Annotated in this window: 19 protein-coding genes; 1 reads left to right on the top strand and 18 read right to left on the bottom strand. The window is 55.2% G+C overall.

The genetic code is table 11. The annotated features are described in order from the left end of the window. Positions 1-12 precede the first annotated feature (12 nt). The 14 genes from tolQ to sdhC all read right to left on the bottom strand — a co-directional run bounded on the left by tolQ (position 13) and on the right by sdhC (position 14,576). On the bottom strand, positions 13-699 hold the full coding sequence (gene tolQ, locus HFD94_RS01500; RefSeq protein ID WP_010260762.1) for a Tol-Pal system protein TolQ: 687 nt from the start codon (positions 697-699) through the stop codon (positions 13-15). Further along, positions 696-1,100, bottom strand: a complete 405-nt coding sequence (gene ybgC, locus HFD94_RS01505) for a tol-pal system-associated acyl-CoA thioesterase (protein WP_010260759.1) — start codon at positions 1,098-1,100, stop codon at positions 696-698. Before ybgC ends, tolQ begins: the two co-directional genes overlap by 4 nt. Positions 1,101-1,278: 178 nt before the next feature. Further along, positions 1,279-1,572 (bottom strand): cyd operon protein YbgE, encoded by a 294-nt coding sequence (gene ybgE / locus HFD94_RS01510; RefSeq protein WP_061704228.1) that lies wholly within the window; start codon positions 1,570-1,572, stop codon positions 1,279-1,281. Next, complete coding sequence (gene cydX, locus HFD94_RS01515; RefSeq protein ID WP_010260755.1) at positions 1,572-1,676, bottom strand: cytochrome bd-I oxidase subunit CydX; 105 nt, start codon at positions 1,674-1,676, stop codon at positions 1,572-1,574. Before cydX ends, ybgE begins: the two co-directional genes overlap by 1 nt. A gap of 15 nt (positions 1,677-1,691) precedes the next feature. Beyond that, the gene (cydB, locus tag HFD94_RS01520; RefSeq protein WP_122889093.1) at positions 1,692-2,831 is read right to left on the bottom strand and encodes a cytochrome d ubiquinol oxidase subunit II; all 1,140 of its coding nucleotides are present in this window, start codon (positions 2,829-2,831) and stop codon (positions 1,692-1,694) included. Positions 2,832-2,842: 11 nt separating this feature from the next. Next, the gene (gene cydA, locus HFD94_RS01525; protein WP_122889094.1) at positions 2,843-4,414 is read right to left on the bottom strand and encodes a cytochrome ubiquinol oxidase subunit I; all 1,572 of its coding nucleotides are present in this window, start codon (positions 4,412-4,414) and stop codon (positions 2,843-2,845) included. A gap of 574 nt (positions 4,415-4,988) precedes the next feature. Further along, the gene (gene sucD / locus HFD94_RS01530) at positions 4,989-5,864 is read right to left on the bottom strand and encodes a succinate--CoA ligase subunit alpha (protein ID WP_010260744.1); all 876 of its coding nucleotides are present in this window, start codon (positions 5,862-5,864) and stop codon (positions 4,989-4,991) included. After that, on the bottom strand, positions 5,864-7,030 hold the full coding sequence (sucC, locus tag HFD94_RS01535) for an ADP-forming succinate--CoA ligase subunit beta (protein WP_003853151.1): 1,167 nt from the start codon (positions 7,028-7,030) through the stop codon (positions 5,864-5,866). The genes sucD and sucC overlap by 1 nt, the downstream gene beginning before the upstream one ends. A 70-nt stretch (positions 7,031-7,100) precedes the next feature. Then, positions 7,101-8,324 carry a 2-oxoglutarate dehydrogenase complex dihydrolipoyllysine-residue succinyltransferase gene (odhB, locus tag HFD94_RS01540; protein WP_010260740.1) on the bottom strand — a complete coding sequence of 408 codons (1,224 nt, stop codon included), beginning with the start codon at positions 8,322-8,324 and terminating at the stop codon, positions 7,101-7,103. Positions 8,325-8,339: 15 nt separating this feature from the next. Further along, on the bottom strand, positions 8,340-11,147 hold the full coding sequence (sucA, locus tag HFD94_RS01545; RefSeq protein WP_010260738.1) for a 2-oxoglutarate dehydrogenase E1 component: 2,808 nt from the start codon (positions 11,145-11,147) through the stop codon (positions 8,340-8,342). 200 nt (positions 11,148-11,347) lie between these two features. Further along, a complete protein-coding gene (locus tag HFD94_RS01550) occupies positions 11,348-12,064 on the bottom strand; it encodes a succinate dehydrogenase iron-sulfur subunit (protein WP_010260736.1) in 717 nt (238 codons plus the stop codon). Between the two features lie 14 nt (positions 12,065-12,078). Then, the gene (gene sdhA / locus HFD94_RS01555; protein ID WP_022626042.1) at positions 12,079-13,845 is read right to left on the bottom strand and encodes a succinate dehydrogenase flavoprotein subunit; all 1,767 of its coding nucleotides are present in this window, start codon (positions 13,843-13,845) and stop codon (positions 12,079-12,081) included. Beyond that, positions 13,846-14,193, bottom strand: coding sequence for a succinate dehydrogenase membrane anchor subunit (gene sdhD, locus HFD94_RS01560; protein ID WP_009091417.1), 348 nt, complete (start codon positions 14,191-14,193; stop codon positions 13,846-13,848). Next, positions 14,187-14,576, bottom strand: a complete 390-nt coding sequence (gene sdhC / locus HFD94_RS01565; protein WP_029519433.1) for a succinate dehydrogenase cytochrome b556 subunit — start codon at positions 14,574-14,576, stop codon at positions 14,187-14,189. Before sdhC ends, sdhD begins: the two co-directional genes overlap by 7 nt. A 633-nt stretch (positions 14,577-15,209) precedes the next feature. Here sdhC and HFD94_RS01570 point away from each other — a divergent pair. Continuing rightward, complete coding sequence (locus HFD94_RS01570) at positions 15,210-16,493, top strand: citrate synthase (protein WP_010260725.1); 1,284 nt, start codon at positions 15,210-15,212, stop codon at positions 16,491-16,493. Between the two features lie 368 nt (positions 16,494-16,861). On the opposite strand, the gene nei is transcribed toward HFD94_RS01570, so the two are convergent. From nei to HFD94_RS01590, 4 genes are read right to left on the bottom strand one after another with little or no spacing between them, the layout of a single operon-like run. Beyond that, the gene (gene nei / locus HFD94_RS01575) at positions 16,862-17,650 is read right to left on the bottom strand and encodes an endonuclease VIII (protein ID WP_159227183.1); all 789 of its coding nucleotides are present in this window, start codon (positions 17,648-17,650) and stop codon (positions 16,862-16,864) included. Between the two features lie 11 nt (positions 17,651-17,661). After that, complete coding sequence (gene pcp, locus HFD94_RS01580; RefSeq protein ID WP_010671296.1) at positions 17,662-18,309, bottom strand: pyroglutamyl-peptidase I; 648 nt, start codon at positions 18,307-18,309, stop codon at positions 17,662-17,664. A gap of 6 nt (positions 18,310-18,315) precedes the next feature. Continuing rightward, on the bottom strand, positions 18,316-19,332 hold the full coding sequence (locus HFD94_RS01585) for a DUF979 domain-containing protein (RefSeq protein ID WP_031592206.1): 1,017 nt from the start codon (positions 19,330-19,332) through the stop codon (positions 18,316-18,318). Beyond that, on the bottom strand, positions 19,332-20,060 hold the full coding sequence (locus HFD94_RS01590) for a DUF969 domain-containing protein (protein ID WP_010671295.1): 729 nt from the start codon (positions 20,058-20,060) through the stop codon (positions 19,332-19,334). Before HFD94_RS01590 ends, HFD94_RS01585 begins: the two co-directional genes overlap by 1 nt. Positions 20,061-20,091: the final 31 nt, after the last annotated feature.

The raw sequence follows: 20,091 nt of genomic DNA on the forward strand, positions 1-20,091 counted from the left end.
ATTAACCTCTATTTACTTAGCGCTATCGCTGGAGAAAGCCTGGCGATGCAGAATGGCAGTGAACTCTTCCATGAAGTTGTCGTAGCCCTGCTCCAGTTTGTTCACGCGCTGGTTCAGACGGTTGTACGCCATCACCGCCGGAATCGCGGCAAACAGACCGATAGCGGTCGCAATCAACGCTTCAGCGATACCCGGTGCAACCATCTGCAGGGTTGCCTGCTTCACGGCACCCAGTGCGATAAAGGCGTGCATGATCCCCCAGACGGTGCCGAACAGTCCGATATAAGGGCTGATAGAACCGACGGTGCCGAGGAATGGAATGTGGTTTTCCAGCGCTTCCAGCTCACGATTCATTGAGATACGCATCGCACGGCTCGCACCATCAATGACCGCTTCCGGCGCATGGCTGTTGGCGCGATGCAGGCGGGCAAACTCTTTAAAGCCGGAATAGAAAATCTGCTCCGAACCGCCCAGTTCTTCCCGGCGCTCCTGGCTCTCCTGATAGAGGCGCGAGAGTTCGATGCCGGACCAGAATTTGTCTTCAAACGCCTCCGCTTCTCTTCCCGCCGCATTCAGAATACGTGTGCGCTGAATAATGATGGCCCAGGAGGCAATAGAAAAGCCGATCAAAATCAACATGATAAGTTTGACCAGAAGGCTCGCCTTCAGGAACAAATCAAGAATGTTCATGTCAGTCACTGCTTGAACTCCGCGACAATAGACTTGGGAAGCGCAATCGGCTTCATTAGATGTGGGTTAATGCAGGCAATCAGGACTTCTGCCTCATTGAGCACTTTGCCTTCAGTATTCACGATACGCTGAGTGAACGTCATGGTAGCCCGTGTCATTGATGTGACCTCGCTCTGGATCTCCAGAAGGTCATCAAGACGCGCCGCCGCCAGATAGTCCACCGATATACGCCGTACCACAAAAGCGATCTGCTGTTCTAACAGCGTCTGCTGATTGAAATGGTGCTGTCGCAACATTTCAGTACGTGCTCGTTCATAAAAAGCGATATAGCTGGCGTGATAAACCACACCACCGGCATCAGTATCTTCGTAGTAGACCCGAACCGGCCAGCGAAACAGCGTTGTACTCACTCTACATCCCGGCCTCGTTTTAAACGTTGTTACTATACGCAAGAGAATTGGGGTTGGGAATGGCTCGTCAGAGCCAGGCGAAAATAATTATCGCTCCGTAACAAACGGAACGATTTCAGGGAGATTAATTGACCAGACGCTGACAAAAATTCACTGACAGCGCCGATGAGACGGGGTCTTAAAGATAAAAACGGTAAAGCGCAATAAATAGCACCAGCATGGCGGGTAACGGGGCAAACAGCGCCTGCCATCGGGTTTGCTGTGGCCGGAAGCCCACACCGTGGATCACCCCACTGCAGACCGCCCAGATCAGCACCAGCCCCTGCAGAGCCGGTAACTGGCCTGCCTGATTGGCAAAGCGTGTCGGATCCCACATCACGCCGCCTGCGGTCAGCAGCGCCAGCAGCAGTGAAAGGGCCCGTAACGGGCCCTTATCCATCAGATCATACAGCATCCGAATTAGCGTTCGCATCAGTGAGGCTCATCCTGCGCTTCAATGTGCTCAATCGCCAGCGCGGTCACGATACCAAAGGCACAGGCCAGCAACGTGCCGAGAATCCAGGCAAAATACCACATGCGACGTCTCCTTAATTAATAGAGTGAGTGACTGTTGCTTTCAATATGCTCTTTGGTGATACGACCAAACATCTTCCAGTAGCACCAGGTGGTGTAAGCCAGAATGATCGGCACAAAGATAGCGGCGGCAACGGTCATGGTTTGCAGCGTCAGCAGGCTGGACGTTGCGTCCCACATGGTCAGGCTCACACCCGGCACCGTGCTGGATGGCATGATGAACGGGAACATTGCAATGCCGGCTGTCATGATGACGCAGGCCAGCGTCAGTGAAGAGAACAGAAACGCCCAGGCGCCCTTCTCAATCCGCGAGCAGAGTATGGTCAGCAGCGGCAGCACAGCGCCCAGCAGCGGGAACAGCCACAGCACAGGATGGTTCTGGAAGTTGACCATCCAGGCACCCGCTTCGCGCACCACGGTTTTACCCAGTGGGTTAGAGGCGGCGAAGTGATCCATGGTGCTGGTCACCACATAACCATCGATACCATATCTCACCCAGACGCCCGCCAGGATAAAGCAGACCATCATCACCAGGGCGGCAAGTTGTGCTGCGGTGCGTGAACGCAGATGCAGTTCGCCGGTAGTGCGCATCTGCAGATAGGTTGCACCCTGCGCCAGAATCATCGCCACACTGACCACACCCGCCAGCAGCCCAAACGGATTCAGCAGTTGGAAGAAGTTACCGGTATAGAACAGGCGCAGATACTCATCGGCATGGAACGGCACGCCCTGTAACAGGTTGCCAAACGCTACGCCAATCACCAGCGGCGGCACGAAGCTGCCAATGAAAATCCCCCAGTCCCAGGCACCGCGCCAGCGATTGTCTTCAATCTTCGAACGGTAATCGAAGCCAACCGGACGGAAGAACAGCGACGCGAGCACCAGAATCATCGCCACGTAGAAGCCAGAGAAGGCTGCAGCGTAGACCATCGGCCAGGCGGCAAACAGCGCGCCACCTGCGGTGATCAGCCAGACCTGGTTACCGTCCCAGTGTGGGGCGATACTGTTAATCATGATGCGACGTTCAGTATCATTCCGGCCCAGAATGCGCGTCAGCATCCCGACACCCATATCAAAACCATCTGCGACGGCAAAGCCAATCAGCAGTACGCCAATCAACAGCCACCAGACAAAGCGCAGAACTTCATAATCAAACATGGTCGCTCTCCTTATCCCTGTACCGGCTGGGTGATTGCCGTGATCTGCTCATGATGATAACGCCCGGTTTTCAGGCTGCTCGGCCCAAGGCGGGCGAATTTGAACATCAGGTACATCTCAGCCACCAGGAACATTGTGTAGAGTCCGCAGATCAGGATCATTGAGAACAGCAGATCGCCAACGGTCAGGGAGGAGTTGGCCACCGCAGTCGGCAGAACTTCCCCGATAGCCCACGGCTGACGACCATACTCCGCCACAAACCAGCCTGATTCGATAGCGATCCACGGCAGCGGAATACCAAACAGCGCCGCTTTCAGTAACCAGCGATTTTTGCCGATGCGGTTACGCAGTACGCTCCAGAACGCCAGCGCGATAATGCCCAGCAGCAGTACGCCACACAGCACCATGATGCGGAAGGCAAAATAGAGCGGGGCGACACGCGGGATAGAGTCCTGCGTCGCCTGTTTAATCTGCGCTTCGGTTGCATCAGCCACGTTGTCGGTATAACGCTTCAGCAGCAGACCGTAGCCGAGATCCTGTTTGTGACTGTTGAACGCGTTACGCACCGCCGGATCCTGGCTGCCACCGCGTAGCTCATTCAGCAGGGCATAGGCTTTCATGCCGTTGCGGATGCGCACTTCATGCTGTGCCATCAGATCTTTCAGGCCGGTGACCGGCGTATCGGTTGATCGGGTGGCGATCAGGCCCAGCAGCCAGGGGATCTGTACTGCGTATCGGTTCTCCTGAGTTGCCTGATCGGGCAGGCCAAACAGGGTAAACGAGGCCGGTGCCGGCTGGGTTTCCCACTCCGCTTCGATAGCGGCCAGTTTGGTTTTCTGCACGTCCCCCATCTCGTAACCTGACTCATCGCCCAGAACGATGACTGACAGCACCGCCGCCATGCCAAAGCTGGCCGCGATAGCGAACGAGCGTTTAGCAAAGGCGAAGTCACGACCTTTCAGCATGTACCAGGCGCTGATGCCCATAATAAACATTGCACCGGTGGTGTAACCGGCTGCCACGGTGTGAACGAATTTCACCTGCGCGACCGGGTTCAGCACCAGCTCTGAGAAGCTGACCATCTCCATGCGCATGGTTTCGAAGTTGAACTCAGAGGCGATCGGATTCTGCATCCAGCCGTTAGCCACCAGAATCCACAGCGCCGACATGTTTGAGCCCAGCGCCACCAGCCAGGTGACGGCGAGGTGCTGCACTTTGCCCAGGCGATCCCAGCCAAAAAAGAACAGGCCAACAAAGGTGGATTCCAGGAAGAACGCCATCAGACCTTCGATGGCGAGCGGCGCGCCGAAGATATCGCCGACGTAGTGAGAGTAATATGACCAGTTAGTCCCGAACTGAAATTCCATGGTCAGGCCGGTGGCGACACCCAGCGCAAAGTTAATACCAAATAACTTGCCCCAGAACTTCGTCATATCTTTATAGATTTGTTTGCCGCTCAGGACATATACCGTTTCCATGATCGCCAGCAAGAACGCCATACCCAGCGTTAAAGGGACGAACAGAAAATGGTACATCGCCGTTAAGGCAAACTGTAACCGCGACAGCTCGACGATATCTAACATAAGGACTCCTTGCTCCTCGCTTTGTCTCCGTCACGCGCGCGAACAGATCGAACGCAATCAGAGTCAGCAACGACTGTTTATTGATTCCAGTTTTTTATTACCCGCAGAACAGGTCTGTGAGCTGCCCGAACAGGCGAGTAGCGAATGAAGCAGCTCAGAAAATTGTCAATCAGCGCTTTCGTTAACGCGTGCTTTAACAGGAGGAAAGCGGGTGTTATCCCGGGTTGAGCAGACGTTTGAAAATTTGTGTAAAAGGCTGGATTGATGCAGCGCAATTTACGCCCTTAGCGTTGCGCTTTGCCAGAGATATAGTTGGATATAAGTCGCGATTAATTGATCTGGATTAACGCAATAAGTTTCCAGATAGGGTCAGGTAGGTTTCTTGTTAATGAGATGTCAGTAATGAAATAAAGCGCGAAGAAATAATTTACCTTTGACACTTTTCCTTAACGTGATGAGCCGCAGACCGGTTATTTAACCGCGCACTCTTCTCTTTAGCTTCCTGCGTTATAGCTGTCATTTACAGGCATAAAAAAAGCCACCCGAAGGTGGCTTAGTCTCAGATGACGCTGACTTATTTAGCAGGTAATACGGCTTTAACTGCGTCACCGATATCCGCCAGGCTGCGGACGGTTTTCACGCCTGCCGCTTCCAGCGCAGCAAATTTCTCATCTGCTGTACCTTTACCACCAGCAATGATGGCGCCAGCATGGCCCATACGCTTGCCTTTCGGCGCGGTGACGCCAGCAATGTAGCCTACAACCGGCTTGGTCACGTGCTCTTTAATGAAGGCTGCAGCTTCTTCTTCTGCGCTACCGCCGATCTCACCGATCATCACGATAACTTCAGTCTGTGGATCATCCTGGAACATTTTCAGGATGTCGATGAAGTTAGAGCCTGGGATCGGGTCACCACCAATGCCAACACAGGTTGACTGGCCGTAGCCGATATCCGTGGTCTGCTTAACCGCTTCATAGGTCAGGGTGCCTGAACGTGACACGATACCGACGCGGCCCGGCTGGTGAATGTGGCCCGGCATGATGCCGATTTTACATTCGCCTGGGGTGATAACCCCTGGGCAGTTTGGACCGATCATCCGCACGCCTGCTTCATCCAGCTTCACTTTCACGGTCAGCATATCCAGGGTCGGGATGCCTTCGGTGATGGTGATGATCAGTTTGATGCCCGCGTCGATCGCTTCCAGGATGCCATCTTTACAGAAAGGAGCCGGAACGTAGATCACAGTGGCGGTCGCGCCGGTTGCTTCTACCGCTTCGCGAACGGTGTTGAACACCGGCAGGCCGAGATGGGTCGTGCCACCTTTGCCTGGCGTCACGCCGCCAACCAGTTGGGTGCCGTATGCCAGCGCCTGCTCAGAATGGAAAGTCCCCTGGCCACCGGTGAAACCCTGGCAAATGACTTTGGTGTTTTTGTCGATCAGAATGGACATTATTTACCCTCCGCGGCAGCAACAACACGCTGTGCGGCGTCTGTCAGGCTGGTTGCTGCAATGATGTTCAGACCGCTGTCCGCCAGTTTCTGGGCGCCCAGCTCGGCGTTGTTACCTTCCAGACGTACCACAACTGGTACGTTCACACCCACTTCAGCGACTGCGCCGATGATGCCGTCGGCAATCAGGTCGCAGCGTACGATACCGCCGAAGATGTTAACGAATACGGCTTTAACCGCATCGTCAGACAGGATGATTTTGAAGGCTTCGGTCACGCGCTCTTTGGTTGCGCCGCCGCCGACATCAAGGAAGTTGGCCGGTTGACCGCCGTGGTGTTTAACGATGTCCATGGTGCCCATCGCCAGACCTGCGCCGTTAACCATACAACCGATGTTGCCTTCCAGCGCAACATAGTTCAGTTCCCACTGTGTCGCATGGGCTTCACGCGGATCTTCCTGGCTTGGATCGCGCATTTCGCGCAGCTCTGGCTGACGGAACAGGGCATTGCCATCGGCACCCAGTTTGCCATCCAGGCAGATCAGGTCGCCCTGTTTGGTGATCACCAGCGGGTTGATCTCAACCATCGCCAGATCGCGCTCCAGGAACAGTGTCGCCAGGCCCATGAAGATCTTGGTGAACTGGCCAACCAGCTTGCCGGTCAGGCCAAGTTTGAACGCCAGCTCACGGCCCTGATAAGGCTGCGGGCCAGTCAGTGGATCCAGCGCCATTTTGTGGATCAGGTGCGGGGTCTCTTCCGCCACTTTTTCAATTTCCACGCCGCCTTCAGTGGAGGCCATGAAAATTACGCGACGTGTTGCGCGATCGACCACAGCGCCCAGATAGAGCTCCTGATCGATATCGGTCGCCGCTTCAACCAGAATCTGGTTTACCGGCTGGCCGTTTGCGTCTGTCTGATAGGTAACCAGGCGTTTGCCCAGCCAGTTTTCAGCAAAAGCGCGAATCTCTTCTTTGCTGTTAACCACTTTCACACCGCCCGCTTTACCGCGGCCACCGGCATGAACCTGACATTTAACTACCCACGGGCCTGCGCCAATTTTAGAGGCTGCTTCTTCCGCTTCACGTGGTGTAGTACAGGCGTAACCCGTTGGTGCCGGCATGCCATACCGTGCAAACAGTTGTTTCGCCTGGTATTCGTGTAAGTTCATGATGTTCTATCCATTCAGGTCTGAAAAGAGTAATGAGGTTGGGCGCGCGGCAAGGCGCACCCGGTGAAAATCAGACATCCAGCAGCAGGCGCGCCGGATCTTCCAGCATCTCTTTCACTGCAACCAGATAACCAACTGATTCACGGCCATCGATCAGACGGTGGTCGTAGGAGAGCGCCAGATACATCATCGGCAGCACCACAACCTGACCATTGACCGCCATCGGGCGATCTTTGATGGCGTGCATGCCCAGGATGGCGCTCTGCGGTGGGTTGATGATCGGGGTGGACATCAGTGAACCAAAGACGCCGCCGTTGGTGATGGTAAAGTTACCGCCGGTCAGATCCTCAACTGTCAGTTTGCCGTCACGGCCTTTCACTGCCAGCTCTTTGATTTTCTTCTCGATGTCCGCCATGCTCAGCGCATCCACGTCACGCAGGACGGGTGTAACCAGACCACGTGGCGTAGAGACCGCAATGCTGACGTCGAAGTAGTTGTGGTAAACCACATCTTCACCATCGATAGAAGCATTCACTTCCGGATAGCGTTTCAGCGCTTCAACAACCGCTTTGATGTAGAAGGACATAAAGCCCAGACGTACACCGTGACGCTTCTCGAAGGCCTCACCATACTGCTTACGCAGATCCATGATGGGCTTCATGTTGATTTCGTTGAAGGTGGTCAGCATCGCGGTGCTGTTCTTCGCTTCAAGCAGACGCTCGGCAACACGCTTACGCAGACGGGTCATCGGCACGCGTTTTTCGCTGCGGTTAGCCACTGGCTGCTGCGCGGCGGCCGCATCAGCAGCTGGCGCAGCGGCTTTGGCAGCCTGCGGTTTGTTGGCCAGATGTTTTTCAACATCTTCACGGGTCAGACGACCACCAACACCGCTGCCTTTGATCTGCGAGGCATCAAGATTGTGCTCTGCAATCAGACGGCGGATAGCCGGGCTGAGCGCATCGTTGCTCTCTTCTTCCAGTGACGCAGTCTGACGCTGAGCCGGGGTAGACTCTTTGCTTTCAGACTTCGCGCTGCTCTCTTTACCGGCGCTGTTGCCCTCTTTCAGACGACCCAGGATCTGGCGGGAAGTGACGGTGGCGCCCTCTTCTTCCAGAACGGCTTCCAGGATACCGTCCGCAGAGGCTGGCACTTCCAGCACAACTTTGTCAGTTTCGATTTCGACCAGCACTTCATCGCGAGTGACTGCATCGCCTGGTTTTTTATGCCAGGTTGCCACAGAGGCATCGGCAACCGATTCAGGCAGGTCGGGAACGAGAATATCTACGCTACTCATTATCTTTCCTTTTAATTAATTAACGTTCAGCGCGTCATTAACCAGGTCTTGCTGCTGTTGTTGGTGTACGGACATGTAACCCACGGCCGGTGAGGCGGATGCCGGGCGGCCTGCATAACGTAAGGTGGCACCAAACGGCACAACTTCACGGAAATGATGCTGACTGCAATACCAGGCGCCCTGATTCAGTGGCTCTTCCTGACACCAGACAAAATCCTGCACGTGAGCATACGCTTTTAATGCTTCCTGTACCGCGTGATGCGGGAACGGATAGAGCTGCTCGATGCGCACGATAGCCACATCGGTCTGCTCATTTTTACGACGCTGCTCCAGCAGGTCGTAATAGACTTTACCGGAGCACAGCACGACGCGTTTCACGCCCTGCGGATCCAGATCATCGACTTCGCCAATCGCAGGCTGGAAGCTGCCGTTAGCCAGTTCATCCAGCGTTGAGATCGCCAGTGGATGACGCAGCAGTGATTTCGGCGACATCACAATCAGCGGACGGCGCATACCGCGCAGCGCCTGACGACGCAGCATATGGTAAACCTGCGCAGGGGTAGACGGCACGCAGACCTGCATGTTCTGCTCAGCGCAGAGTTGCAGATAACGCTCCAGGCGCGCAGAGGAGTGCTCTGGCCCCTGACCTTCATAACCGTGCGGCAGCAGCATCACCAGGCCACACATCCGGCCCCATTTCTGCTCACCGGAGCTGATGAACTGGTCGATAACAACCTGTGCGCCGTTGGCGAAGTCACCAAACTGCGCTTCCCAGATGGTCAGGATGCGCGGCTCTGCGGTGGCATAACCATATTCAAAGGCCAGTACCGCCTCTTCTGACAGCACGGAGTCCCACACCTTGAACTGGCCCTGACCGCTGTGCACGTGGTGCAGAGGGGTATAGGTTGAGCCGTTCGCCTGGTTATGGACTACCGCGTGACGATGGAAGAAGGTTCCGCGACCGGTATCTTCACCCGACAGACGCACCGGAATGCCTTCATCAACCAGCGTGGCGTATGCCAGGTTTTCCGCGCCGCCCCAGTCAAAGGCTTTCTCGCCTTCAGCCATCAGGCGGCGGTCGTTGTAAATCTTGGCAACACGCGACTGCACTTCCACCTCTTCAGGCACCTGGCTGATACGCAGCGCCAGTTCCTTCAGACGTTTCATGTCGACCTGAGCCGGGTAAGGTTCATCCCACTCATGATTCAGGTAAGGTGACCAGGTAAAGGAGTGCAGGCTCATTGGACGCCATTCCGGCACCACACACTCACCCGCATCCAGCGCGTCACGGTAGAGATTGACCATTTCGGTCGCATCTTCCTGCGTGGCAATGGCTTCACCTTCCAGACGGTCGGCATAGATTTTACGCGGCGTCGGGTGTTTTTTGATTTTCTGGTACATCAGCGGCTGGGTCGCACTTGGCTCATCCGCCTCGTTGTGACCATGACGGCGATAGCAGACCAGATCGATAAACACATCACGCTTAAAGGTGTTGCGATAGTCGAGCGCCAGACGGGTCACAAACGCGACCGCTTCCGGATCGTCAGCATTGACGTGGAAAATCGGTGCCAGCACCATTTTGCCGATATCGGTGCAGTAAGGGGTCGAACGCGCATCTTTCGGGTTGGAGGTGGTAAAGCCAACCTGGTTGTTGATGACGATGCGAACGGTACCGCCCACTTCATAACCGCGCGCCTGTGACATGTTCAGAGTTTCCTGAACCACGCCCTGGCCAATCACGGCCGCATCACCATGAATGGTGATCGGTAAGACTTTATTGCTGGCTGGCTCATCCAGACGATCCAGACGGGCACGCACTGAACCCATGACCACCGGGCTGACGATCTCCAGGTGCGACGGGTTAAACGCCAGCGCCAGGTGAACCAGGCCGCCTTCGGTTTCCACGTCAGACGAGAAGCCCATGTGGTACTTCACGTCACCGGTGCCCAGATGCTCTTTGTGCTTACCGGCGAACTCGTCGAACAGATCCTGTGGCTTTTTACCCAGCACGTTGATCAGCACGTTGAGACGGCCACGGTGCGCCATACCCAATACGACTTCACGGGTTCCGCTCTTACCGGCATGACGGATCATTTCGCGCAGCATCGGAACCAGTGCATCGCCGCCTTCCAGCGAGAAGCGTTTGGCACCCGGGAATTTCGCTCCGAGATATTTTTCCAGCCCTTCGGCCGCGGTCAGCTCTTTCAGGAAACCTTTTTTCTCTTCATTGCTGAAGGCTGCACGGCCCGCGACTGACTCAAGACGCTGCTGAATCCAGCGTTTCTCATCAGTGTTGTTGATGTGCATATATTCTGCACCGATCGAGCCGCAGTAAGTCTGAGTCAGCGCCTCGAACAGTTCGGCCAGCTTCATGGTCTCTTTGCCAATGGCAAAAGAGCCGACGTTAAAGCTTTCCTGAAAATCGGCCTCGGTCAGATCGTGAAAAGCGGGATCGAGATCGGCTACCCGGTCCTGTTTCCACAGACCAAGCGGGTCAAGATTGGCGTGCTGATGACCGCGGAAACGAAACGCGTTAATCAGCTGCAGCACTTTTACTTGCTTGGAGTTGGTTTCAGGATCGGAGACAGATGAGGTGTAACGAGATGCGTCTTTCGCCAGGCGACGGAAGTACTCACGTGTGGTGGAGTGAAACTGCTCAGGTTTCATTCCGGTGCCCGGTAACTGCTGGAACATCGAGCGCCACACTGCATCGACAGAGTCAGGATCGGTCAGGAAATCCTCATAGAGCTGCTCTATGTAAGACTGATTCGCGCCGGCCAGCCAGGAAGAGTCCAGCCAGGGCTTCATCGCGCTGTTCTGCATTGTGATCCCTTAAGCATTGCTATGCTTTTTTGAGGTTTCATTTGTTGCCGCTTTCGCGGTTTGCCGTAGTGAGTTCAGCGATACGAGCACTTTGCGCAGCGCGCGTGGCCCGTAAGGGAACCTTTGTAAACGTGGTAATCACCGCGCTTACAGAGGCTTCCGTAAAACACCGGGAACCTGAGGTTCCCGGCAGAAACTGCTTATGCGCCGCGCTGCAGCAGCATCGACTTGATATGGCCGATGGCGCGCGTCGGGTTCAGCCCTTTCGGACATACGCTCACACAGTTCATGATGCTATGGCAGCGGAATACGCTGAAAGCATCATTCAGATTGTCGAGACGCGCCTCGGTTTCGGTGTCGCGGCTGTCAATCAGGAAGCGGTACGCGGCCAGCAGGCCAGCAGGACCGATGAACTTCTCAGGATTCCACCAGAATGATGGGCATGAGGTTGAGCAGCAGGCACAGAGTATACATTCGTACAGGCCATCCAGGTGTTCACGCTCATCCGGCGACTGCAGATGTTCACGAGCTGGCGGATTTTCCCCATTATTCAACAGGAAAGGCTTAATTTTCTCATACTGTGCATAAAACTGGCTCATGTCTACAACCAGGTCACGCACCACCGGTAAACCTGGCAGCGGACGGATAACAATTTTCTGTTTGCCGTTGCCCAGCGCCGAGACGGGCGTAATGCAGGCCAGTCCGTTTTTACCGTTCATGTTCAGGCCATCGGAACCGCAGACGCCTTCACGACAGGAGCGACGAAACGCCAGGGTCGGATCTTTCTCTTTCAGGCGAATCAGCGCGTCCAGCAGCATCATGTCGCGACCATCTTCCGCTTCCAGGGTGTAATCCTGCATGCGCGGTTTGTCATCGACATCCGGATTGTAGCGATAAATTGAAAACTCGAGTCTCATGATCGTCTCCGAAATTAGTAGGTACGCACTTTCGGCGGGAAGGCCGCGCGCAGTTTCGGCTGCATGTTCACCTCACGGCGCGTCATGCTTTCGGTTTCCGGGACATAAAGACTGTGGCACAGCCAGTTTTCATCATCACGATCCGGGAAGTCGAAGCGACTGTGCGCACCGCGGCTTTCGGTGCGATAGTTAGCCGCTACCGCCGTGGCAAAGGCCGTCTCCATCAGGTTATCCAGCTCCAGGCACTCAATACGCTGGGTGTTGAAATCCGGTGAGCGGTCATCCAGACGCGCTGACTTCAGGCGCTGGCGAATCTCTTTCAGCTCTTCCAGACCCTGAGCCATCGCTTCGCCTTCACGGAATACCGAGAAGTTATTCTGCATGCAGCGTTGCAGCGCTTTACGAATCTCAACCGGATCTTCACCCGTGGTGTTATTTTCCCAGCGGTTGAAACGCGCCATCGCCCCGGCGATCTCATCTTCTGTGGCATCACGCAGGTCGCCCTGCTCCTGAATACTCGCCAGCAGATGCAGACCCGCTGCACGGCCAAAGACCACCAGGTCGAGCAGTGAGTTACCGCCCAGACGGTTGGCACCATGCACCGATACGCAGGCGATTTCACCGACGGCGAACAGGCCAGGAATCACTACATCTTCGCCCTGCTCATTGACGCGCAGTGCCTGGCCGGTCACTTTGGTCGGAATACCGCCCATCATGTAGTGGCAGGTCGGAATGACCGGAATCGGCTCTTTAATCGGATCGGCGTGCGCAAAGGTGCGTGACAGCTCAAGGATGCCAGGCAGACGTGACTCAAGCACCTCTTTACCCAGATGATCCAGTTTCAGTTTGAGATGTGGACCCCACGGGCCATCACAGCCGCGACCTTCACGGATTTCAATCATCATCGAGCGCGCAACCACGTCGCGGCCCGCCAGATCTTTGGCGTTCGGCGCATAACGCTCCATGAAGCGTTCGCCATGTTTGTTCAGCAGATAGCCGCCTTCACCACGGCAGCCTTCGGTGACCAGCACGCCCGCACCGGCGATACCGGTTGGGTGGAACTGCCACATCTCCATATCCTGCACCGGTACGCCCGCACGCAGTGCCATACCTACGCCGTCACCGGTGTTGATATGCGCATTGGTGGTGGACTGGTAGATACGGCCCGCACCGCCAGTGGCCAGAATGGTCGCTTTCGCTTTGAAATAAACGGTTTCGCCGGTTTCGATGCAGATAGCGGTACAACCCACGACTGCGCCATCGGCGTTTTTCACCAGATCCAGTGCATACCACTCAGAGAAGATAGTGGTTTTGTTTTTCAGGTTCTGCTGATAAAGAGTGTGCAGCAATGCGTGACCGGTACGGTCAGCCGCAGCCGCCGTACGTGCCGCCTGCTCGCCACCAAAATTCTTTGACTGGCCACCAAACGGACGCTGATAGACACGACCATCTTCAAGACGCGAGAAAGGTAAACCCATGTGTTCCAGTTCCAGAATAGCTTCCGGGCCGGTTTTACACATATATTCAATCGCGTCCTGGTCGCCGATATAGTCGGAACCTTTGACGGTGTCGTACATGTGCCATTCCCAGTTATCTTCATGGGTATTACCCAGCGCAACGGTAATACCACCCTGCGCAGATACGGTGTGGGAACGGGTCGGGAAAACTTTAGATAACAGGGCACAGCTCTGGCCGCCCTGGGAGATTTGCAGTGCGGCTCGCATTCCTGCGCCACCTGCGCCGATTACCACGGCATCGAACTCTCTGATTGGCAAACTCATTTACACACCCCACACCACAACAAATCCATAAATCGCATACCACAACAGCGCCACGACAATCACAAACTGCAACAACAAGCGGGTTGGCAGTGATTTAACGTAGTCTGTTAACACCTGCCACATGCCAATCCAGCCGTGGATCAGAATGGAGAACAGCGTCAGCAGCGTGAACACTTTGGTGAATGCGGAAGCGAAGAAGCCACGCCACAGGTCATAAGTCAGCGTGTCTGTCATCACCACGAAACCGAGGATGTAGACGATGTAGAGCGTAATGAGAATTGCAGTTGCCCGCAGCAGCAGCCAGTCCTGAATGCCGTTGCGACCCAATGCGGATGCATTGCTTACCATACGAGGACTCCCGCCAGAATTGCCAGCACGACAGTGATCACAAAAGTCATATGAGCGGAACGCTTACCAACCTGCAGCGTTTCGGCCAGATAACCAAAATCCATCAACATATGACGAATCCCGCTCACCGCGTGATAGGCCAGCGCCGTTAAGATGCCCCACATAATGAACTTCGCGAAGAAGCCATCCATGATGGACGCAGCGTGCTGGAAACCTTCAGGAGAGGAGAGAGAGAGACCGAGCAGCCACAGCAGGATGCCAATGGCAACCAATGTGATTACGCCGGAGACGCGGTGAAGAATGGACGATATTGCAGTAACGGGAAACCGGATCGTCGAGAGATCCAAGTTGACAGGTCTTTGTTTTTTCACGGTTTTGCCCACACAGCTCTTTTTTATTTTGCTTCCTCCGGACCTGAGGCGGAGTCTAATCACAACGCGTGGCAGACTTTAACCGTCACCAAAAAAGCAACATCCAGTGTTAATTGACGCGGTAGTAAACGCTGGGTGGCTCCTGGTGTCAGGGTGTTCCGGAGACCTGCCTGGAGTATAGGAGGATCACATTCTGATTACAATTCCCCTACAAACTCTTTGGTATATTTTAGGTGGAACAGTGATCCTACTCACGATTTTCACAATTGATACAATTTTAATTATCTGATTTGACAATAGTTCAACAATTCAGTTACAAACTAAGCCTGTAAATTCCTATGATGCGCAAAAGTTATGGGGATACACTTTCCCCTAAGCGCAAGTTATGTAACATTGCGATAATGAGCATTAAAAAGCATCAGGTTATTGGTTACCAAGAAGTTATGTCCTGACCGGATCTTTAACAACCGCGATATGCAGCATGTCCATGGCTCACCGGTTCCCGCTGGGAACGCGCCGCTCACTCTGTACCCTGCACCCGTTTTATCCCCGCAGAGTGATACTGTGTAGTTTTGCCAACCGCAACATGAACGCGTTTCAGGTGTCTAAAGATCCTTACCTACATAAGGCGCTATGGAGACGAAAATGACAGATAAAAAAGTAACGCTAACCCTGCAAGATGGAACATCTATTGAACTGGACGTGCTGAAAGGTACGCTGGGCCAGGATGTCGTTGATGTCCGCACTCTGGGTTCAAGTGGCCTGTTCACCTTCGATCCCGGTTTTACGTCTACCGCGTCCTGCGAATCTGCAATCACCTTTATCGATGGGGATGAAGGTATCCTGCTGCACCGTGGTTTCCCTATTTCTGAGCTGGCGACCCACTCTAACTATCTGGAAGTCTGCTACATCCTGCTGAACGGCGAAGCACCAAACCAGAAACAGTTTGATGAGTTCCGTACCACGGTTACCCGCCACACCATGATTCATGAGCAGATTACCCGCCTGTTCCACGGCTTCCGTCGCGATTCGCATCCGATGGCGGTAATGTGCGGTGTTACTGGCGCACTGGCTGCGTTTTACCACGATTCGCTGGATGTAAACATTGAGCGCCACCGCGAAATCGCAGCATTCCGTCTGCTTTCTAAAATGCCGACCATGGCAGCGATGTGTTACAAATATTCTATCGGCCAGCCGTTTGTCTATCCGCGCAACGATCTCTCCTATGCGGGTAACTTCCTGCACATGATGTTTGCCACGCCGTGCGAAGAGTATAAAGTGAATCCGGTGCTGGAACGCGCCATGGACCGCATCCTGATCCTGCATGCTGACCATGAGCAGAACGCCTCAACCTCTACCGTTCGTACCGCCGGTTCAAGCGGCGCGAATCCGTTTGCCTGTATCGCCGCCGGGATCGCCTCCCTGTGGGGACCGGCGCACGGTGGTGCCAACGAAGCGACCCTGCGTATGCTGGAAGAGATCAGCACCGTTGAGCATATTCCGGAATTTGTTAAACGCGCCAAAGACAAAAATGACTCCTTCCGTCTGATGGGCTTTGGTCACCGCGTTTACAAAAACTACGATCCACGCGCGACCGTGATGCGCGATACCTGCCATGAAGTCCTGAATGAGCTGGGTATGAAGGATGACCTGCTGGAAGTGGCGATGGAGCTGGAACACATTGCGCTGAACGACCCGTACTTCATCGAGCGTAAACTCTATCCAAACGTGGACTTCTACTCCGGTATCATTCTGAAAGCGATGGGTATTCCATCCTCCATGTTTACGGTGATCTTCGCGATGGCCCGTACCGTTGGCTGGATTGCACACTGGAAAGAGATGCACGACGAAGGCATGAAGATTGCCCGTCCACGTCAGCTCTACACCGGTTATACCGAGCGCGAATTCAGCTCACAGCTGAAAAAGTAAGGTTCAGTTAATAGCGGAGAGGGATCTCCGCCTGATGTTGCTTTAAAGCCGGGGGCGGTTGGCTGTGATACCGCGCCTGCGTAGAGAACATGGTCAGATCGGAAAGACGCAAAAGCCGTCATCCATGACACGCTCGGCCCGCGCGATTACGCACCTCATCCCTGAGGTGCGCCCGTTGCCGGGCCAACGCGTTGCGTTGTTCAAAAACGCTCCCGGCGTTTTTGTCCATGGCGCGGGACGCTTTCCTCTTCTGACCGTATTCCCTGCGCGTCAGACTTCTTCGTAGCGGCTGGAGTCACCCGGATTCGAGTTTGTCAGCTGTTTGCAGTAAGAACCTTTTCCTGTTTTGTTCGCCAATGCGGTCGCCCCTATCTCTGACAACCCGGACACCAGTAAAAAGGCCGTGATGAGAGCGTGCCCTTCTCAATCACCGTGCCACAGCGCCGGCATTTTTTGCCCTGCCGATGAAACACCTCAAACTGAAACGCCGCTTCCTCATGATATTTCTTCATGGTTCCACGCATCCGATAGGCATGGCGCGGCACTGAAAGCAGCGCTTCGCTGAAAGCAGTCAGCTGATCGTTACTGAGATCCTGCGCCCGATGATTTGGCAGCAGCTGTGCCAGCCAGAGAATTTCGGCACGCAGGTAGTTTCCCAGCCCGGCCAGAAAAGCCTGATCCAGCAGCAGACCACTGAACTGCCGCCGCCGGAAACGGGGTGACAGCAGCCGCTCTTTCACCTCTTCCACTGTCAGCGCACTGTTCAGCACATCCGGCCCGATACGATTAAGAAACGGATGCGCCGCCAGCGTATCTGCGTTGAGCAGCTCAATATCTGAGGCGCTGTAGAGCAGAATCGCTTTGCCCGCCGTCGCCAGTCGCACTCGCAACTGACGGGTGGAATTGAGTTCGGTGTCAGGTTTTACAATGCGCCAGACACCATACAGCTGGTTATGACTGTAGAGCGTCAGGCCATTGCTGAAATGAGTCAGCAGCGCTTTGCCCCGCGTCTCAATCGCATTAACCTGCTCACCAATCAACGCCGGTTCATAGGTCTTGAGCTGAGGAAACGCGAACCACGCTTCCGTTAAGGGCTGACCCACAATGGCGGCTTCAAGTTTATCCGCCACGCGGCGAATTTCCGGTCCTTCAGGCATCGTTCATCCTCTTAATGGGTGGCGCCGCCAGCCTGTCTGATATCCTCGCCGGTCTCCAGCGTGACCTTTACCGCAATTTCCAGCGCCTGAATAATGGACGCCAGCGCCATGCTCGGTGCGCCCGGATGCTGCGCCGCCTGTTCAGGCAGATAAGGAATATGGATAAAGCCTCCCCGCACCGGACTGTCATGCTGCTCAAGCCAGTGCAGCAGGCCGTACATTACGCGGTTACAGGTAAAGGTGCCCGCCGTTTGCGACACTGACGCGGGGATCCCCGCTTCCCGCACCGCCGCCACAATCGCTTTGATGGGCAGACGGGAAAAATAGGCTGCCGGGCCACCAGCTACGACGGGCTCATCCACCGGCTGATGACCGGCGTTGTCCGGGATACGGGCGTCATCGACATTAATACCAATACGTTCAACGGTAATGTCGCTTCGCCCGCCCGCCTGCCCCACCGACAGAATCGCATCCGGTTTCACCTCTTCCAGCGCCTGATTCAGCACCCTGAGTACGTCGCTGAATACCACCGGCAACTGGCGGATCACTATCGTCGCCCCGCTAATCTGTTTACCTTCCAGCGCGCGCACCGCTTCCCATGAAGGGTTAATCGTTTCACCGCCAAAAGGTTCAAAGGCGGTCATCAGGACAGTTTTCATGCAACCTCACAGGAACATCAGGAAATAGAGCAGGAAAATATTAACGATTAACAGTAGCACACCGGTCGGAATCTGAGCCTTGATCACCGCGTTACGATCGGGCAGTTCCAGCAGCGCTGCCGGGACGATATTGAAGTTGGCCGCCATCGGCGTCATCAGCGTGCCGCAGTAGCCGGAGAACATGCCAATTGCCGCCATCACTGCCGGATTTCCACCGTGCTGCAACACCAGAATCGGGATGCCGACGCCTGCGGTGATAATCGGAAACGCCGCAAAAGCATTACCCATGATCATGGTTAACAGCGCCATCCCGACGGCATAGACGGTGACCGCGACAAAGCGATTATCTACCGCCAGCCAGGTTTCTGTCAGATGCGATATAGCACTGCCCACGCCCGCGCTGGTAAACAGCAGCCCCAGGGTGGCAAGGATCTGCGGCAGGATAAAGGCCCAGCCAATCGAATCCAGCAGGCGACGGGTCTCCTGCATCGACTGCACCGGTTTCTCGTGGGTCAGTTTTAACGCCACCAGCCAGCCAATCACACAGCCGACCATCATTGAAAACAGCGTCACCAGCGTAGCGTGGTTACCGGGGCCGAACACCGCATCCTGCAAACCGGGAATATGGTTAAACGCCAGCACACCGACCACGGTCACGACCGGAATCGACAGTGCAGGCAGAAACAGTTTATTGCGCAGACGCAGCGCACTGGCCTGTTTCTCTTCATCGCTGCGCTGATGATAGCGACCCAGCCTGACACCGCCAAACCCGGCAATCAGCGCCATCACCACCACAATGACACCGATGCCGATGTGCAGCATACGGGTGCCCGCCGCATCTGAACCCATCCAGGCGCTCATCAGTTGCGTCGTCCAGTCACCGACCAGAAAAACCAGGCCATACAAGGCCCAGAACAGGCCGGTGGTAAAGCGACGTGGATTCGCGCTGTCACGCCAGGAAAGCACCGCCACTACCAGCAGGATAATGCCCGCCAGCCACATCAGATATTGTTGCTGGAACATTACTCACCTCCTTTGGCTTTCAGCGCCTGACGGTTCAGCTGCTGCAGCTCTCGCGCCAGTTGCCGATCCAGCCGCACCAGACGTGCCGAGTGGATCAGGAACGCGGCGACGGCAGTCGGAATGCCCCATAAGGCGATGTGCAGCGGTTCGGTCTGAATCCCGGCGGACTCCTGCATAAAGTTATGCATAAAGATAATCGCGCCAAACGCCACGAAGATATCCTCACCAAAGAAGAGACCGACATTATCGGTCGCCGCTGACATCGCGCGCAGCCGGTGGCGCAGCTCAGGTGAGATCTCGCCATAGCGGCTTTCAGTTGCTCCTTCCGCCATCGGTGCCAGCAACGGACGCACCATCTGCGGATGTCCTCCGAGACTGGTTAACCCCAGCGCGGCGGTGATTTCGCGCACAAACAGGTAGACGATCAGCAGCCGTCCGGCGGTTGCCGTTTTGATCTGTGCAATCCACGCCTGCGCCCGCTCTTTCAGTCCGTGACGCTCCAGCAGGCCAATGACCGCCAGCGGCAGCAGCAGGATCAGTGGCAGGTTGCGGGTGTTGAGAAAACCTGCCCCGAGCTTTTCCAGAATGTCCGCCAGCGGCATCATCGCGGCCAGACCGGTCACAAACCCGGCGACAATCACCACCAGCACCGGATTGAACCGTAACAGGAAGCCGACGACGATGGCGGCGATGCCCAGTAATGGCCAGAGATTTACTGCACTATCCATGGATTTCCCTCAGAGTTGAAAAACCCGGCAT

The sequence above is a fragment of the Pantoea sp. EKM20T genome (assembly GCF_011800485.1).
Lineage (GTDB): Bacteria > Pseudomonadota > Gammaproteobacteria > Enterobacterales > Enterobacteriaceae > Pantoea > Pantoea agglomerans.

Coding starts and splice junctions, on each gene's coding strand:
- HFD94_RS01590 (WP_010671295.1), bottom strand. CDS start 20,060: ATGGATAGTGCAGTAAATCTCTGGCCATTACTGGGCATCGCCGCCATC.
- cydA (WP_122889094.1), bottom strand. CDS start 4,414: ATGTTAGATATCGTCGAGCTGTCGCGGTTACAGTTTGCCTTAACGGCG.
- sucD (WP_010260744.1), bottom strand. CDS start 5,864: ATGTCCATTCTGATCGACAAAAACACCAAAGTCATTTGCCAGGGTTTC.
- HFD94_RS01585 (WP_031592206.1), bottom strand. CDS start 19,332: ATGTTCCAGCAACAATATCTGATGTGGCTGGCGGGCATTATCCTGCTG.
- sdhD (WP_009091417.1), bottom strand. CDS start 14,193: ATGGTAAGCAATGCATCCGCATTGGGTCGCAACGGCATTCAGGACTGG.
- sucA (WP_010260738.1), bottom strand. CDS start 11,147: ATGCAGAACAGCGCGATGAAGCCCTGGCTGGACTCTTCCTGGCTGGCC.
- cydX (WP_010260755.1), bottom strand. CDS start 1,676: ATGTGGTATTTTGCCTGGATTCTCGGCACGTTGCTGGCCTGTGCCTTT.
- sdhA (WP_022626042.1), bottom strand. CDS start 13,845: ATGAGTTTGCCAATCAGAGAGTTCGATGCCGTGGTAATCGGCGCAGGT.
- ybgE (WP_061704228.1), bottom strand. CDS start 1,572: ATGCGAACGCTAATTCGGATGCTGTATGATCTGATGGATAAGGGCCCG.
- sucC (WP_003853151.1), bottom strand. CDS start 7,030: ATGAACTTACACGAATACCAGGCGAAACAACTGTTTGCACGGTATGGC.
- HFD94_RS01550 (WP_010260736.1), bottom strand. CDS start 12,064: ATGAGACTCGAGTTTTCAATTTATCGCTACAATCCGGATGTCGATGAC.
- pcp (WP_010671296.1), bottom strand. CDS start 18,309: ATGAAAACTGTCCTGATGACCGCCTTTGAACCTTTTGGCGGTGAAACG.
- cydB (WP_122889093.1), bottom strand. CDS start 2,831: ATGTTTGATTATGAAGTTCTGCGCTTTGTCTGGTGGCTGTTGATTGGC.
- HFD94_RS01570 (WP_010260725.1), top strand. CDS start 15,210: ATGACAGATAAAAAAGTAACGCTAACCCTGCAAGATGGAACATCTATT.
- odhB (WP_010260740.1), bottom strand. CDS start 8,324: ATGAGTAGCGTAGATATTCTCGTTCCCGACCTGCCTGAATCGGTTGCC.
- nei (WP_159227183.1), bottom strand. CDS start 17,650: ATGCCTGAAGGACCGGAAATTCGCCGCGTGGCGGATAAACTTGAAGCC.